The organism is Pseudomonas sp. RA_15y_Pfl2_54 (genome assembly GCF_963971015.1).
Lineage (GTDB): Bacteria > Pseudomonadota > Gammaproteobacteria > Pseudomonadales > Pseudomonadaceae > Aquipseudomonas > Aquipseudomonas baetica_A.
In genome coordinates this window covers 1-16,406 of the sequence record NZ_CAXAPN010000021.1, presented here as the reverse complement: position 1 = coordinate 16,406, position 16,406 = coordinate 1, and the positions used below count along the sequence as shown (strand labels likewise).

The following is a 16,406-nucleotide window of genomic DNA, read 5'->3' as shown; positions in this document are numbered from 1 at the left end:
GCCGCATTAATGAAAACCTGATGACCACCCCGATCCCCTGCTACCACTGCGCCCTGCCCGTCCCGTCCGGCAGTCGCTTCACCGCCGTTGTACTCGGGGAACCCCGTGAGTTCTGCTGCCCGGGCTGTCAGGCTGTGGCCGAAGCCATCGTTGCCGGTGGTCTGCAAAGCTACTACCAGCACCGCAGCGAAGCCTCGGCCAACCCCGAAGCGCTGCCGGTGCAATTGGTCGATGAGCTGGCGCTGTACGACCGCGCCGATGTCCAGCAACCTTTTGTCCGCCACGAAGGCGAACTGGCCGAAACCACGCTGCTGATGGAAGGCATCAGTTGCGCCGCCTGCGGCTGGCTGATCGAGAAACATCTGCGCACGCTTGGGGCGGTCGCCGAAGCCCGACTGAATCTGTCCAACCATCGACTTCACGTTCGCTGGGCGGATGGGCAATTGCCGCTGAGCCGATTGCTCGCCGAACTGCGCCACATCGGTTACGCCGCCCACCCGTATCAGGCCGACCGTGCCAGCGAACAGATAGCCAGCGAAAACCGCCTCGCCCTGCGCCAATTGGGCGTGGCCGGGCTGCTATGGTTCCAGGCGATGATGGCAACCATGGCGACCTGGCCGGAATTCAACATCGACCTGAGCCCCGAACTGCACACCATCCTGCGCTGGGTCGCGCTGTTTCTGACCACGCCGATCGTGTTCTACAGTTGCGCGCCGTTCTTCAAGGGCGCGATGCGTGACTTGCGAACGCGCCACCTGACCATGGATGTTTCGGTGTCGCTAGCGATCGGCAGCGCCTACATTGCCGGGATCTGGACGGCGATCACCGGCGTCGGCGAGTTGTATTTCGATGCGGTCGGCATGTTTGCGCTGTTTCTGCTCGCCGGGCGCTATCTGGAGCGTCGCGCGCGGGAGCGAACCGCCGCTGCGACCGCACAGTTGGTCAACCTGTTGCCCGCCTCGTGCCTGCGCCTCGATGAGGCCGGCCAGAGCGAGCGCATCCTGCTCAGCGAGCTGCGCCTGGGCGATCACGTGCTGGTGCCACCGGGCTCGACCCTGCCGGCGGACGGCAAGATCCTCGATGGCCAGTCGAGCATCGACGAATCACTGCTGACCGGCGAATACCTGCCACAACCGCGCACGCCGGGCGATGCCGTCACAGCGGGCACCCTGAACGTTGAGGGTGCGTTAACCGTGCAAGTGCTCGCGCTAGGACAGGACACGCGACTGTCGGCCATCGTCCGTTTGCTCGACCGCGCCCAAACCGAAAAACCACGACTGGCGGAAATCGCCGACCGCGCCGCGCAATGGTTCTTGCTGTTGTCGCTGATCGCCGCTGCTGCCATTGGCCTGCTGTGGTGGGAGCTGGATTCGTCACGCGCGTTCTGGATCGTCCTCGCGATGCTGGTGGCGACCTGCCCCTGCGCGCTATCGCTGGCAACACCGACCGCCCTCACCGCCGCCACCGGCACGTTGCACAAACTCGGCTTGCTGCTGACCCGCGGCCATGTGCTGGAAGGCCTGAACCAGATCGACACGGTGATTTTCGACAAGACCGGCACCCTCACCGAAGGCCGACTGGTATTGCGCTCGATTCGCCCACTGGGCGCACTGGACAGCGATCAATGCCTGAGCCTCGCCGCTGCGTTGGAGAACCGTTCGGAACACCCGATTGCCCGCGCGTTCGGCCGTGCGCCGCTGGCGGCCGAAGAGGTCCACAGCACGCCAGGGCTTGGTCTCGAAGGCTTGGTCGGCGAACAACGCTTGCGCATCGGTCAGGCGGAATTTGTCTGCGCCCTTAGCGGCGCCACTGCGCCTGCAATGCCGAATGAACCCGGGCAATGGCTGCTGCTCGGCGACACGCAGCGGCCGCTGGCCTGGTTCGTCCTCGATGACCGTTTGCGCGACGATGCACCGGCCCTGCTCGCCGCCTGCAAGGCGCGTGGCTGGCGCACATTGCTGTTGTCCGGCGACAGTTCGCCGATGGTCGCAAGTGTTGCCGCAGAACTGGGCATCGAAGAGGCCCGTGGCGGTCTGCGCCCGGACGACAAACTGCAAGTGCTGCACCAGTTGCACCGGGAAGGTCGCAAAGTCTTGATGCTCGGTGACGGCGTCAACGATGTGCCAGTGCTGGCGGCTGCCGACATCAGCGTGGCCATGGGCTCGGCCACTGACCTGGCGAAAACCAGCGCCGATGCCGTGTTGCTGTCCAATCGGCTCGACGCCCTGGTGCAAGCCTTCACGCTGGCGCGACGCACCCGCCGGGTAATCATCGAGAACCTGCTGTGGGCGGCGCTGTACAATGGCTTCATGTTGCCGTTCGCCGCCCTCGGCTGGATCACCCCGGTGTGGGCCGCGGTCGGCATGTCGATCAGTTCGTTGACCGTGGTGCTCAATGCCCTGCGCCTGACTCGCCTGCCGAGCGCGCCGGCCGCCCGCACCGCGTCAGAAACCCGCCCGCTGCCGGCCTGAGCCGCAAGGGCATGGAGTACAGATGCCAGCTCTCTACGTGATGATCCCGGCCGCACTGCTGATCGTGGCCATCGCCGTGTACATTTTCTTCTGGGCAGTGGACAGCGGTCAGTACGACGACCTCGACGGTCCGGCCCACAGCATTCTGTTCGACGATCAGGACCCCAACCACACCGCTGCGGTGGACGAAGCCAACGCAACCAAACCGGACGACAAGGCGCCACCCCATGCTTGAATTGGCGCCCCTGCTGGTGTCGGCGCTGATCCTCGGCTTGCTCGGCGGCGGCCATTGCCTGGGAATGTGCGGCGGTTTGATGGGCGCGCTGACGCTGGCAATCCCCAAGGAACAACGCAGCCGACGCTTTCGTCTGCTGCTGGCCTACAACCTGGGTCGAATCCTCAGTTACGCCACCGCCGGATTGCTGATCGGCCTCGCCGGTTGGGCAGTGGCGAACAGCCCGGCCGCGCTGTTCATGCGCGTGCTGGCCGGTTTGCTGTTGATTGCCATGGGCTTGTATCTGGCCGGCTGGTGGAGCGGACTGACCCGCATCGAAAGCCTCGGTCGCGGCTTGTGGCGCTACATTCAACCGGTAGCCAACCGCTTGCTACCGGTGTCGAGCCTGCCCCGCGCCTTATTGCTCGGTGCGCTATGGGGCTGGCTGCCCTGCGGACTGGTTTACAGCACGCTGTTGTGGTCGGCGAGCCAGGGCAATGCGCTGGACAGTGCCTTGTTGATGCTCGCATTCGGGCTGGGTACCTGGCCGGTGCTGCTCGCAACCGGCCTCGCCGCCGAGCGCGTCACAGCGTTGTTGCGCAAACGCAGCGTACGCATGACCGGCGGGGTTTTAGTGATGCTGTTCGGCATCTGGACCCTGCCCGGCCCTCATCAACACTGGTTGATGGGGCATTGAGTCGGCGGCGCAACCTTCGCGGGTAAGCCCGCACCCGCCACACATATCTCCCCGTTGATGCAAATCAACATGCCTGCGCGCGCCCTCCCCTAGACTCGCCAACACTGCCAGCCTACCCGGGGGAATGCCCGCATGCTCGACGCCATTCGTTGGGACACAGATCTGATCCGCCGCTACGACTTGGCGGGGCCGCGCTACACCTCGTACCCGACGGCCGTGCAATTCAACAGTCAGGTCGGCACCTTCGACCTGTTCCACGCCCTGCGCGACAGCCGCAAGGCGCTACGCCCCTTGTCGTTGTATGTGCATGTGCCGTTCTGCGCGAACATTTGCTACTACTGCGCCTGCAACAAGGTGATCACCAAGGATCGTGGCCGAGCGCTGCCTTACCTGCAACGCCTGGAGCAGGAAATCCAGCTGATCGCCTGCCACCTCGACCCGGCGCAGAAAGTCGAGCAGTTGCACTTCGGCGGCGGTACCCCGACCTTCCTCAGCCACGACGAACTGCGCCAACTGATGGCGCATCTGCGCAAACACTTCAATCTGCTGGATGACGACTCCGGCGATTACGGCATCGAAATCGATCCGCGTGAAGCCGACTGGTCGACCATGGGCTTGCTGCGTGAGCTGGGGTTCAACCGGGTCAGCATTGGCCTGCAAGACCTTGATCCGGCGGTACAGCGGGCGGTTAATCGCCTGCAAAGCCTGGAAGAAACCCGCGCCGTGATCGACGCGGCGCGCACGCTGCAATTTCGTTCGATCAATATTGACCTGATTTATGGCTTGCCCAAACAGACCCCCGACAACTTCGCCCGCACGGTCGAGGAAGTCATCAGCCTGCAGCCGGATCGACTCTCGGTATTCAACTACGCACACCTGCCGGAACGCTTCATGCCGCAGCGGCGGATCAACAGCAATGAACTGCCGACCCCGACGCAAAAACTGCACATGCTCCAGCGCACCATCGAGCAACTGACCGCCGCCGGTTACCGCTACATCGGCATGGACCACTTCGCCCTGCCCGACGATGAACTGGCGGTCGCTCAGGAAGAACAAACCCTGCAACGCAACTTCCAGGGCTACACCACCCACGGTCATTGCGACTTGATTGGCCTGGGCGTATCGGCCATCAGCCAGATCGGCGATCTGTATTGCCAGAACAGCAGTGATCTCAACGAATACCAAAACACCCTCGCCGCCGCGCAATTGGCGACCAGTCGGGGCCTGGTGTGCAACGCCGATGATCGGCTGCGACGCGCAGTGATTCAGCAACTGATCTGCAATTTCAGCCTGGAATTCGCCGAGATCGAGCAGCAGTTCAACATCGATTTTCAGGGGTATTTCGGCGCGCTGTGGCCGCAACTGCAAGGCATGGCCAACGATGGCCTGATCACGCTTGGTCGCGAGCGTATTGAGGTTTTACCGGCCGGACGGCTGTTGGTGCGCTCGGTGTGCATGGTATTTGACGCCTACCTTGAACAGCAGAACCGCCAGCGTTTTTCCCGGGTGATCTGAACTGTTATTGCTTACGCAGACGCTTTGAAACCGATGGTTCAGGATTCACTCGATAGCACCTCGACTGTCGCGTGCCCTGCGGCTTTATGCCCGCAGGGCAATCTCTTCACAAGCTGGCCTGAATGTCCTCCCGTGAGTTACCCTTACGGCTTATGTGTGTTTTCCCACAAGGATTAAAGAAATGTCCGAGCCAGTTAAACTGCGCGCTCACACCCAGGCTCATTGCAAGGATTGCAGCCTGGCCCCTCTGTGCCTGCCACTTTCTCTGAATCTGGAAGACATGGATGCGCTGGACGACATCGTTAAACGCGGCCGCCCGTTGAAAAAGGGTGAGTTCCTGTTCCGCCAGGGCGACACGTTCGATTCCGTTTATGCAGTACGCTCCGGCGCCCTGAAGACTTTCAGCCTGAGCGATACCGGCGAAGAGCAACTCACCGGCTTCCACCTGCCCAGCGAACTGGTCGGCCTGTCCGGCATGGACACCGAAAAACACCCGGTTTCCGCCCAGGCCCTGGAAACCACCTCGGTCTGCGAAATCCCTTTCGAACGCCTCGACGAACTGGCCCTGCAATTGCCGCAACTGCGCCGCCAGTTGATGCGCGTGATGAGCCGCGAAATTCGCGACGACCAGCAAATGATGTTGCTGCTGTCGAAGAAGACTGCCGACGAGCGTATTGCGACCTTCCTGGTCAACCTGTCCGCCCGCTTCCGCGCTCGCGGTTTCTCGGCCAACCAGTTCCGCTTGAGCATGTCGCGCAATGAAATCGGCAACTACCTGGGGCTGGCGGTAGAAACCGTGTCCCGGGTGTTCACCCGCTTCCAGCAAAACGAACTGATTGCCGCCGAGGGCAAAGAAATTCATATCCTCGACCCGATTCAGCTGTGTGCGCTGGCGGGTGGCTCGCTCGAGGGCTGATCTCGATCCGCGGTTGAGCGAAGCGTTTCAGCCGCGGGTATACTGCGCCGTTTGCAGCCCTGCCAGGACACTTCGACGATGGTCTTCGACTCCTTCGACATCAAATCCCTGATCCGCCCCGTAATCGACTTCCCGAAACCGGGCGTGATCTTTCGTGACATCACCCCCCTCTTCCAGTCGCCAACGGCCCTGCGCCTGGTGATGGACAGCTTCGCTCACCGCTATGTCGAAGCCGACTTCACCCACATCGGCGCGATGGATGCCCGTGGTTTTTTGATCGGTTCGGTATTGGCCTATCAGTTGAACAAGCCGCTGGTGCTGTTCCGCAAGCAAGGCAAACTGCCGGCGGACGTGCTGGCCGAGGGTTACGCGACCGAGTACGGTGAAGCGTTCCTTGAAGTGCACGCCGACAGCCTGTGTGAGGGCGATTCGGTGGTGATGTTTGATGATTTGATTGCCACCGGCGGAACGCTGATTGCCGCGGCCAATCTGATTCGCCGGATGGGCGCTCGGGTGCATGAGGCGGCGGCGATCATTGATCTGCCGGAGCTCGGTGGTTCGCAGCGTCTGGAAGACATGGGGATCCCGACATTCTGCCTGACGCAGTTTGCCCTGACCGATAAGTAAGTAGCGCCTGTACTGATGCCTTCGCGGGCAGGCCCGCTCCCACAGTGATTTCGGTCGTTCACAAATCTTGTGTACACCGGGAACTGGCTTGCCCGCGCAGAGGCAGTAGCCTCAGCTACCCTTCAAAGCCCCATCTGCTTGCTGATGATCTCGTTCATCACCTCCCGCGTCCCGCCGCCAATCGACAGGATGCGGTTATCCCGATACAGCCGCTCCACCAGACTCTCGCGCATGTAACCCAGCCCGCCGAGAATCTGCACCGCTTCGGTGGTGATTCGGCCCGAGGTGTCCGTGGCAAAGTTCTTCGCCATGGAAATCTCCTTGATGACACTCTGCCCCGCCGCCATTTTCGCCGCTTGTCGATAGGTGAACTCCCGCGACACTTCCAGCGCCGTCGCCATCTCGGCGAGCCGGTGCTTGATCACCTGGAATTTGCCGATCGGTTTGCCGAATGCCTCACGCTCGCGTGCCCACTTCAGGCTCTCTTCCAGCGCCAACTGTGAAGTCATGTTGGCCATCAGCGCCAACGCCAGCCGCTCGCTCTGGAAGTTGCCCATGATGCAGGCGAAGCCCATGTTCTCGGCACCGATCAAGTTGTCGACAGGCACCCGGCAATCGTCGAAGAACAACTCCGCCGTGTCCGACGCCCACCAGCCCATTTTCTTCAACTGGCGGCCGACGGTGAATCCGGGCGTTTGCTTCTCGATCAGCAACAGGCTGATGCCAGCAAAACCCGGCGCGCCGGTGCGAACCGCGACGGTATAGAAATCGGCGCGCACGCCACTGGTGATAAAGGTTTTACTGCCGCTGACCCGGTAGAAATCACCGTCACGCACGGCGCGGGTTTGCAGGTTGGCAACGTCAGAGCCGCCGCCGGGCTCGGTAACGGCCAGCGCACTGATTTTCTCGCCACGGAGCACCGGCGGCACCACGCGATCGCGCACGTGGGGACGCGCCCATTTGACGATCGGCGGCAGGCCGATATCGAGCGAACCCAGCCCCGCCACCAGGCCGCCAGCACCGCAGCGCATCAATTCCTCACTGGCGGCAACCTTGGCGAACACATCGCCTTCATGGCTGCCACCCAGTGCTTCGGGGTAGCCGATACCAAGGATCCCCGCTGCACCGGCCTTCAGATACAACTCACGGGGGAAGCTTTCGGCTTCTTCCCACTCATTGATGTCCGGCAGGATTTCACGCTCGACGAAACGTCTGACGCTGTCGCGAACCAATTGGTGGCTGGGGTCGAAGTATTCCTGGAAGGCAGGCATCGGCAAACTCCACGGAAGGGTTGACCGACGTTAACCGAGCGCTTGCTTGGTTTTCAACAGGATTGTTTGATTCAGACAGACCGAGGCGCGCCATTGGCGAGCAAGCCCGCTGCCACATGGGATTTGTAGCGTATACAAAACCATTGTGGCAGCGGGCTTGCTCGCGAAGGCCTCAGATCAGGCAACACAACTATCAGAGAGAGATCGGCTTACGCCCGGCAAACGAGTGTGCAAGGGTACCGCCATCCACCAACTCCAGCTCACCCCCCAGCGGTACACCGTGGGCAATCCGCGAGGCGATCAAGCCTTTATTGTTCAGCAACTGCGCGATGTAATGCGCCGTCGCTTCACCTTCCACCGTCGGGTTGGTGGCCAGGATCACCTCGGCAAAAGTGCCCGCCTCTTCGATCCGCGCCATCAACTGCGGAATACCGATTGCCTCAGGCCCGAGGCCGTCCAGCGGCGACAGGTGACCTTTGAGCACAAAGTAACGCCCACGGAACCCGGTCTGCTCGACCGCATAGACATCCATCGGCCCTTCCACCACGCACAACAGCGTGTCATCGCGGCGCGTATCGGCGCATTGCGGGCACAGATCGTCTTCGGTCAGCGTGCGGCACTGACGGCAGTGACCGACCCCTTCCATGGCCTGACTCAGGGATTGAGCCAGACGCAGACCGCCGCTGCGGTCACGCTCGAGCAACTGCAACGCCATGCGCTGGGCGGTTTTCTGACCCACACCCGGCAGAACGCGCAGGGAATCGATCAGTTGGCGAATCAAAGGGCTGAAGCTCATGGGTAAAAAGTCCGACAAAACAACGAGACGCGGTTTATACCCGCGCCTCTGGCCAGCGTCAAATACTCAGTCCTGGGCGACCCGCACCACCAGTTTGCCGAAGTTGCGCCCCTCCAGCAGACCGATAAACGCATCGGGTGCCTGCTCCAGGCCTTCGACCACGTCTTCACGGAATTTCACCTTGCCCTCACGCACCCACGGCACCATGTGGCTGATGAATTCCGGCTGACGATCACCGTAGTCATCGAACACGATAAAGCCCTGAATCCGCACACGCTTGGTCAACAGGGTGCGTTGCAGCATCGGCAGGCGATCCGGGCCTTGCGGGGCTTCATGGGCGTTGTAGCCCGCGATCAGACCACACAGCGGAATGCGCGCCTTGGGATTGAGCAATGGCACCACGGCCTCGAACACATGACCGCCGACATTCTCGTAATAGACATCGATACCATCGGGACAGGCCTTCGCCAGTTGCTCGGCGAAATCCGCAGCCTTGTGATCGACGCAGGCGTCGAATCCCAGCACCTCCACCACGTATTTGCACTTTTCGGCGCCGCCAGCCACACCGACCGCGCGCAGGCCTTTGATCTTCGCCACTTGGCCGACCACTGAGCCGACCGCCCCGGACGCCGCCGCGACCACCAGCGTCTCCCCAGCCTTTGGCTGACCGATATCCATCAGGCCCATGTACGCGGTCAACCCCGGCATACCCAGCACACCGAGGGCCATTGAGGGGCTCGGCAACCCTGCCGGAATCGGAATGATATTGCGCCCGTCGCTGATGCTGTGACTCTGCCAACCGGTCGCGCCAACGACCAGATCACCGGTGTGGAATTTGGGGTGGGTCGAGCGTTCGACTCGGCTGACCGCACCACCGGTCATCACTTCACCGATTTCCACCGGCGCGGCGTAGGACGGAGCGTCGCTCATGCGCCCGCGCATGTACGGATCAAGCGACAGGTACAGGGTTTTCAGCAACACCTGCCCGTCTTCAAGCTCTGGCAAGGCTTCGCGCTCAAGGCGAAAATTTTCCGGGGTCGGCGCACCGACCGGGCGTGAGGCCAGGACGACACGTTGATTGAGGGTGAGAGGGTCGGACATGTCAGCGTCTCCTGTGAATGATGAATTCGGCGGTATAGGGAGCAGACCGTGGGTGGCGGTGATGGGTTCGATGTTTATTCGGACCGACCGAGTCGACTTCTTCGCGAGCAAGCCCGCTCCCACAGGGTTAACGCATTTCAAATGTGCGAGCCTGCTCGCGAAGGCGTCAGCCCTGCCAATGCAAAACAATCAGCCAGAAACAAAAATGCCAGGCGCAATGCCTGGCACTTTGTGTAGCTCATCTGTCGCGCAATGGCGAATCAGAATGGCAGTTTCATGCCCGCTGGCAGGTTCATGCCGGCGGTCATGCCGCCCATTTTTTCCTGGCTGCTGGCTTCGATCTTGCGCACGGCGTCATTGACGGCGGCAGCCACCACGGCTTCCAGCATCTCTTTGTCGTCTTCGCTCAGGCCTTCAACCAGGCTTGGGTCGATGCTCACGCTTTTGACGTCGTGACGACCGGTCATCACCACGGTGACCATATCGCCGCCGGCCTTGCCGGTGACTTCGGCGTTGGCCAGTTCTTCCTGCATCTTGGCCATTTTTTCCTGCATCTGCTGCGCCTGCTTCATCAGGCCGGCCATGCCACCTTTCATCATGGGAATCACCTCAAAAGTACTTGGATCAAAACAGCGCCCGGCCTTGGAGAACGAGCGCCTTCAGTTATTAGCCTTGGGCGACCAAGGCGTCGACGGGTTCAATAGTATCGTGTCGCACCACTGCGCCGAACTGCTGAACCATCTGCTGGATGAACGGATCGCCGTGGATCGACTCCTCCGCTTCGCGCTGACGGTTGGCACGGCGACGGGACGCGGCCTGGGCCGGGGTTTCCTGCTCGGGCTTGATCAGTTCGATGGTCAGGCTCAGCGTGCGACCGTGGAACTGGTTCAACGCATCGTTGAGACGACGCTGTTGAGTGGCGTTGAACAAGGCGCTGTGAGCCGGGTCCAGGTGCATCAGCCACTGATCGCCATCAACCGCGATCAGCGTGCAGTTGGCGGCGATGCTGCCCGTCATGCCGGAGATCGGCAGTTTCGGGAACAGTTCCAGCCATTGCAACGCCAGACCGGTGGCCGGCATCGCTGCGGGCTCCGGCTCGGGTTCCGGGGCCGGTTCTGCGGCATGCTCGCTCGCCAGTTCGTCGAGATAGCTGTATGCCGAATCCATGTCCGGCTCGATGTAGTCCTCGTCCAGCGGCGGCTCGTCATCCGTGTCCATGCCCGGCGTGGCGGCATCGACGTCGGCGACCGACGGCTCGGGAATCGGTCCGGCGGCCCACTCCGGCGCGTCCGGTACAACGCTGTCCGGGGTGGGCAACGGCATCGGCGGCAGATCAGGCTGCTCGGCAGCGGTTTCCAGCACGGGGTCGACCGCCGGCTGCTGGGCCGGTTCGGGTTCGGGTTCTACCGGATCGTTCCAGGGCAAGTCGACGACGGCATCGACGACGACTGGCTCAGGCTCGGGCACAGGATCTGGTTCTGGTTCCGGTTCCGGCTCAGGAGCAATCACCGGCGCTGGCTCGGGAGCCGGCGCGGGTGCAGCAGCCGGCGCTGGAGCCGGCGCAATAGCTGCAGCGACCACCGGCGCAGCTTCAGGCGCGGCAGCCACGGCGTTTGCGGAATCAACTGTGGCCTGGCTGATCCCCACTGGCTTTAGCGGTTGCCTCGGGGCGTCCACTGTGTCGGCGGGCCGGAAGGCCAGCATCCGCAACAACACCATTTCAAAGCCACCGCGCGGATCAGGCGCCAGCGGCAAATCGCGACGGCCGATCAGGCCCATCTGGTAATAGAACTGCACGTCTTCGGCCGGCAAGGCCTGAGCCAATGCCAACACGCGATCACGGTCGCCATGACCGTTGTCGACACCTTCGGGCAGCGCCTGGGCGATGGCGACGCGGTGCAGCACGTTGAGAATTTCCGAGAGCACACCATTCCAGTCCGGGCCTTGCTCGGCCAGGTGACGCACAGCTTCGAGCAACGCCTTGGCGTCACCTTCGATCAGCGAATGCAAGACGTCATAGACCTGACCATGGTCCAGTGTGCCGAGCATCGCTCGCACGTCGGAGGCCAGAACCTTGCCTTCACCAAAAGCAATGGCCTGATCGGTCAGGCTCATGGCGTCTCGCATCGACCCGTCAGCGGCGCGACCCAGCAGCCACAGGGCATCGTCTTCGAACGGCACGTTTTCGGCACTGAGGACGTGGGTCAAATGCTCGACCACACGCTCTGGCGTCATGTTTTTCAAAGAGAACTGCAGGCAACGCGACAAAATCGTTGCCGGAAGTTTCTGCGGATCAGTCGTCGCCAGGATGAATTTGACGTACGGCGGCGGCTCTTCGAGGGTTTTCAGCAGCGCATTGAAGGAATGGCTGGAGAGCATGTGCACTTCGTCGATCAGGTAGACCTTGAAGCGCCCACGGCTCGGCGCGTACTGCACATTGTCGAGCAACTCGCGAGTGTCTTCGACCTTGGTGCGGCTCGCGGCGTCGATCTCGATCAGGTCGACAAAACGGCCTTCGTCGATTTCACGACACACCGAACACTCGCCGCAGGGGCTGGAAGTGATACCTGTCTCACAGTTCAGGCATTTGGCAATGATCCGCGCAATCGTGGTTTTACCCACCCCGCGTGTACCGGTGAACAGGTACGCATGGTGCAGCCGCTGGCTGTCCAAGGCATTGATCAGAGCCTTGAGCACATGGGTCTGGCCGACCATTTCGCGGAACGAGCGCGGACGCCATTTACGTGCAAGAACCTGATAACTCATCGAAAACCGTCGCAACGAAGGAAGCTGAAGCGGCTAATGCTAGCGGAGCAAGGGCAAAATTGCATCCGGTGTCCTCGTCTAATGTGGCTAAGCTGCATGAGCGGAGTCTTTTATCGGCTCGGGATCGGGAAATGACCGGAGCGTTTATGCGTTGGGCCTTGGGGGCACTGCTGGGAATCAGCTTGAGCGTGACGGCAGCGCAAACACCACTGCGCTTCGCCGTGCCGGATAGCTGGGCCATGCCGATGGTGCAACTTGAACGCGGTCGTCCGACCCAAGGCATTCTGTACGACATGATGCTCAGCCTCGCGACTCAGGTCGGCGTGCCGGCAGAATTCCACGTTCTGCCCCGGACTCGCGTACAAAGCACCATGGAACACGGCGGAGTCGACGTGCGCTGCTTTGCCGCACAATCCTGGCTGCCGAATCAGTCCGGGGATTACATCTGGAGCATTCCGTTGTTTTTTCAGCGTGATTTGCTGATCAGCCACCAGGATCAGCCTGCCCGCGTCGACACTAACCGACTGCCACGCCAATCCATCGGCACCGTGCTCGGTTACACCTACCCGACCCTGCAAAACCTGTTCGATGCTGATCGACTGCATCGCGAAGACGCCCGAAATCAGGAACAGGTACTGGAAAAACTGCTGGCCAGGCGTTACCGCTATGCCGTGAGCAATCAGTGGACGCTGGACTGGTTCAACCAACGCCTGACGCCTGAAAAGCAACTGCAAGGTGTCGCGATACTGCAGGAGCAGAGCGTGGGCTGCTATGTCAGGAATGACCCAAAGGTGCCAGTGCAGCGCGTTTTACGCACGTTGCTGAGGATGAAAATGTCGGGGGAGATTGATCAGATTATCCGGCTCTATACCGGCAACTCTGAAGTTCACCACTAAACAGCCACCACCGCTCTTTTCCATGCCTGGACTTTTCGGGCTCAAACCTTCGCGCTGTGCATCGGAAAACCCGCCGCCCTCGACAGCTCCCAGATTGTGCCTCGGTGCGTTCAACTGCACCGCTTTCGTGCCATTCCTCGCGACTCGTCTATACATAATCGCGCCCACCCGCATTTGGCACGAGCACTGCAACCCTCCCGCGTCTTCCCCTTTTCAGCAAGGACCACCCCATGACGCAGAACGATGCCGGCAACGATTACCCCCTCAGCGAAGTCCCCATGCACGCGCGCAAAGGCCTGGCCTCGACGGCGATCGTGTTACTGGGCTTCACGTTTTTCACTGCCACCATGTTTGCCGGTGGCAAGCTCGGCGTGGCGTTCAGTTTTAGCGAGATGATGGCGGTGATCATCGTCGGCAACTTGCTGCTGGGCCTCTACGCGGCGGGCCTGGGTTACATCGCCTTCAAGAGTGGCCTCAACTCGGTGCTGATGGGCCGGTTCTGCTTCGGCGAAGTCGGCAGCAAACTCAGCGACCTGATCCTCGGCTTCACCCAGATCGGCTGGTACGCCTGGGGCACCGCGACGGCGGCGGTGGTGATTGGCAAATATTTCGATCTTGATCAAGGCACGGTGCTGGGTTTGATGGTGCTGTTCGGCCTGATGTTCTGCGCCACGGCATATGTCGGCTATCGCGGACTGGAAATTCTCTCCTGCATCGCGGTGCCGGCGATGATGTTGCTGCTGTTGCTGTCGATGTGGGTGGCGACGGTGAAGGTCGGCGGTTTCGAGGGTTTGCTCAGCATCGTCCCGAGCGGCTCGATGGACTGGTCGACGGCGATCACGCTGGTGTTCGGCACCTTCGTCAGCGGCGCAACACAGGCGACCAACTGGACACGCTTCTCACGCTCGGCAAAAGTCGCCGTACTGGCCAGCCTGATCGGGTTCTTCATCGGCAACGGTTTAATGGTGCTGATCGGGGCCTACGGCGCCATCGTCTATCAGCAGCCGGATGTGGTTGAAGTCTTGCTGCTGCAAGGCTTCGCCATGGCGGCGATGGCGATGCTGTTGCTCAACATCTGGAGCACCCAGGACAACACCATCTACAACTTCGCCGTCGCCGGTTGCAACCTGCTGCGCACCGGGCGGCGCAAGACCGTGACCCTCGCCGGCGCGGTGATCGGCACCCTGCTCGCCCTGCTGGGCATGTACGACATGCTGGTGCCCTATCTGATTCTGCTCGGCACGGTGATCCCGCCGATTGGCGGGGTGATCATGGCTGACTTTTTCTACCGTTGGCGCGGGCGCTATCCACGGCTGGTCGACGCACAACTGCCAGCCTTCAACTGGCCGGGGCTTTGGGCTTACGCCGTCGGCACCGTGGCCGCGTTCAGTTCGCCATGGGTCGCGCCGCTGGTCGGCATTGCCGCTGCCGCGCTAACGTATGTCATCGTCACCGGCCTGCTCGGCGCCCGCCGCGCCAGCGCGCCACTACAAGACCTATAAAAAGGATTCGCCTGATGCACATCATCAACGCCCGATTGCGCCACAAGGAAGGTTTGCACCAACTGCAACTCGAAGACGGGTTGATCCGCAGCATCGCCCCCCAGACCGAAGCGCCGTCCCTGGGGCCCGACGACCTCGACGCCGGCGGCAACCTGGTGGTGCCGCCCTTCGTCGAGCCGCACATTCACCTCGACGCCACCCTCACCGCTGGCGAGCCGCGCTGGAACATGAGCGGCACGCTGTTCGAAGGCATCGAGTGCTGGGGCGAGCGCAAGGTCACCATCACCGAAGAAGACACCAAGACCCGCGCCAAGAAAACCATTGAGGCACTGGCCGCCCACGGCATTCAACACGTACGCACCCACGTCGACGTCACCGACCCGCAACTCACTGCACTCAAGGCCATGCTCGAAGTGCGCGAAGAGAACCGGCACCTCATCGACCTGCAAATCGTCGCGTTCCCGCAGGAAGGCATCGAGTCATTCCGCAACGGTCGCGAGTTGATGGAAGAAGCCATCCGCATGGGCGCGGACGTGGTCGGCGGGATTCCACATTTTGAATACACCCGCGATCAGGGCGTCAGTTCGGTGAAGTTTCTGATGGACCTGGCCGAGCGCACCGGTTGTCTGGTCGACGTGCACTGCGACGAAACCGACGACCCGCACTCACGCTTTCTCGAAGTGCTTGCCGAAGAAGCGCGCAGCCGTGACATGGGCGCACTCGTCACCGCCAGCCACACCACCGCGATGGGCTCCTACGACAACGCCTACTGCGCCAAACTGTTCCGCCTGCTCGGCCATTCCGGGATCAGTTTTGTTTCGTGCCCGACCGAAAGCATTCACCTGCAAGGCCGTTTCGACAACTTCCCCAAACGCCGGGGCGTGACCCGCGTCAACGAGTTGCTGGAGGCCGGCATGAACGTGTGCTTCGGCCAGGACTCGATCGTCGATCCGTGGTACCCACTGGGCAACGGCAACATCCTGCGCGTGCTTGAAGCGGGGCTGCACATCTGCCACATGCTCGGTTACCGCAACCTGCAAAGTGCGCTGGATCTGGTGACGGACAACAGCGCCAAAGCCATGCATCTGGGCGAGCGTTATGGCCTTGAACCGGGGCGCCCGGCGAACCTGTTGATCCTTTCGGCGGACAGTGATTACGAAGTGATTCGTAGCCAGGGTCTGCCGCTGTATTCGATTCGCGGCGCCAAGGTATTGATGAAGCGGCAGATGCCGGTGGTGGAATTCAGCGCCTGAGCGGCTGAAAAATGCCCTCGACTGCCCAGCAAAGCATGCTCTGTGCTGGGCTAGCTGATGGCACATCGCCAAGAAATATTTCGCATTACTTTCCCGGAGCCCCCATAGACCGGGGCCCTCACCGTATGTGCGCAACTTTTTGCGCAACTTTTTACGTTTAACATCCAGCTCCCATCTGCGTCCCCCTACACAGATGCACTACGCCCACGGATTACCGGCGCTGTCTCAAGGAGTCTGAGATGTTCAACCTGGCCAACGAAACCCACTTCAGTCTCAAGGTCGAAGACTACGTGGGCGACCTGCAAGTGCTGTCGTTTGTCGGCACCGAAGGCATCAGCCAGCCGTATCGTTTCGACCTCGAACTGGTCAGCGAAAACCCCG

Annotated in this window: 15 protein-coding genes; 10 read left to right on the top strand and 5 right to left on the bottom strand. The window is 61.5% G+C overall.

From position 1 onward, the window contains the following. Window positions 1–20 precede the first annotated feature (20 nt). The 6 genes from AACY50_RS16425 (at window position 21) to AACY50_RS16400 (ending at window position 6,440) form a co-directional block, all read left to right on the top strand. Window positions 21–2,471, top strand: a complete 2,451-nt coding sequence (locus AACY50_RS16425) for a heavy metal translocating P-type ATPase (RefSeq protein ID WP_339538850.1) — start codon at window positions 21–23, stop codon at window positions 2,469–2,471. A gap of 22 nt (window positions 2,472–2,493) precedes the next feature. Beyond that, complete coding sequence (gene ccoS / locus AACY50_RS16420) at window positions 2,494–2,706, top strand: cbb3-type cytochrome oxidase assembly protein CcoS (protein WP_339432578.1); 213 nt, start codon at window positions 2,494–2,496, stop codon at window positions 2,704–2,706. Further along, window positions 2,699–3,382 carry a sulfite exporter TauE/SafE family protein gene (locus AACY50_RS16415; protein ID WP_339432579.1) on the top strand — a complete coding sequence of 228 codons (684 nt, stop codon included), beginning with the start codon at window positions 2,699–2,701 and terminating at the stop codon, window positions 3,380–3,382. The genes ccoS and AACY50_RS16415 overlap by 8 nt, the downstream gene beginning before the upstream one ends. Window positions 3,383–3,514: 132 nt before the next feature. Continuing rightward, window positions 3,515–4,897: an oxygen-independent coproporphyrinogen III oxidase gene (hemN, locus tag AACY50_RS16410; protein ID WP_339432580.1), complete on the top strand. Its 1,383-nt coding sequence runs from the start codon at window positions 3,515–3,517 to the stop codon at window positions 4,895–4,897. A 181-nt stretch (window positions 4,898–5,078) separates the two neighbouring features. Continuing rightward, the gene (gene fnr / locus AACY50_RS16405) at window positions 5,079–5,813 is read left to right on the top strand and encodes a fumarate/nitrate reduction transcriptional regulator Fnr (RefSeq protein WP_339432581.1); all 735 of its coding nucleotides are present in this window, start codon (window positions 5,079–5,081) and stop codon (window positions 5,811–5,813) included. 78 nt (window positions 5,814–5,891) lie between these two features. After that, window positions 5,892–6,440, top strand: a complete 549-nt coding sequence (locus tag AACY50_RS16400) for an adenine phosphoribosyltransferase (RefSeq protein ID WP_027921719.1) — start codon at window positions 5,892–5,894, stop codon at window positions 6,438–6,440. Between the two features lie 122 nt (window positions 6,441–6,562). Here AACY50_RS16400 and AACY50_RS16395 read toward each other — a convergent pair whose 3' ends face one another. The 5 genes from AACY50_RS16395 to dnaX form a co-directional block, all read right to left on the bottom strand. Then, window positions 6,563–7,711 carry an acyl-CoA dehydrogenase family protein gene (locus tag AACY50_RS16395; protein WP_339538849.1) on the bottom strand — a complete coding sequence of 383 codons (1,149 nt, stop codon included), beginning with the start codon at window positions 7,709–7,711 and terminating at the stop codon, window positions 6,563–6,565. Window positions 7,712–7,904: 193 nt separating this feature from the next. Beyond that, window positions 7,905–8,507 (bottom strand): recombination mediator RecR, encoded by a 603-nt coding sequence (gene recR / locus AACY50_RS16390; protein ID WP_339432583.1) that lies wholly within the window; start codon window positions 8,505–8,507, stop codon window positions 7,905–7,907. A 66-nt stretch (window positions 8,508–8,573) separates the two neighbouring features. After that, complete coding sequence (locus AACY50_RS16385) at window positions 8,574–9,608, bottom strand: NADP-dependent oxidoreductase (protein WP_339432584.1); 1,035 nt, start codon at window positions 9,606–9,608, stop codon at window positions 8,574–8,576. A gap of 260 nt (window positions 9,609–9,868) precedes the next feature. Then, on the bottom strand, window positions 9,869–10,207 hold the full coding sequence (locus tag AACY50_RS16380) for a YbaB/EbfC family nucleoid-associated protein (RefSeq protein ID WP_008088817.1): 339 nt from the start codon (window positions 10,205–10,207) through the stop codon (window positions 9,869–9,871). 67 nt (window positions 10,208–10,274) lie between these two features. Further along, a complete protein-coding gene (dnaX, locus tag AACY50_RS16375; protein WP_339538847.1) occupies window positions 10,275–12,374 on the bottom strand; it encodes a DNA polymerase III subunit gamma/tau in 2,100 nt (699 codons plus the stop codon). Window positions 12,375–12,520: 146 nt separating this feature from the next. On the opposite strand from dnaX, the gene AACY50_RS16370 reads away from it, so the two are divergent. The 4 genes from AACY50_RS16370 to AACY50_RS28800 all read left to right on the top strand — a co-directional run. Then, on the top strand, window positions 12,521–13,270 hold the full coding sequence (locus AACY50_RS16370) for a substrate-binding periplasmic protein (RefSeq protein WP_339538883.1): 750 nt from the start codon (window positions 12,521–12,523) through the stop codon (window positions 13,268–13,270). 230 nt (window positions 13,271–13,500) lie between these two features. Beyond that, on the top strand, window positions 13,501–14,772 hold the full coding sequence (gene codB / locus AACY50_RS16365) for a cytosine permease (RefSeq protein ID WP_339465691.1): 1,272 nt from the start codon (window positions 13,501–13,503) through the stop codon (window positions 14,770–14,772). A 14-nt stretch (window positions 14,773–14,786) separates the two neighbouring features. Beyond that, window positions 14,787–16,025: a cytosine deaminase gene (codA, locus tag AACY50_RS16360; RefSeq protein ID WP_339465692.1), complete on the top strand. Its 1,239-nt coding sequence runs from the start codon at window positions 14,787–14,789 to the stop codon at window positions 16,023–16,025. 239 nt (window positions 16,026–16,264) lie between these two features. After that, window positions 16,265–16,406 (top strand): hypothetical protein (locus AACY50_RS28800; RefSeq protein ID WP_445261491.1); only part of this gene is annotated, 142 nt, incomplete at its 3' end.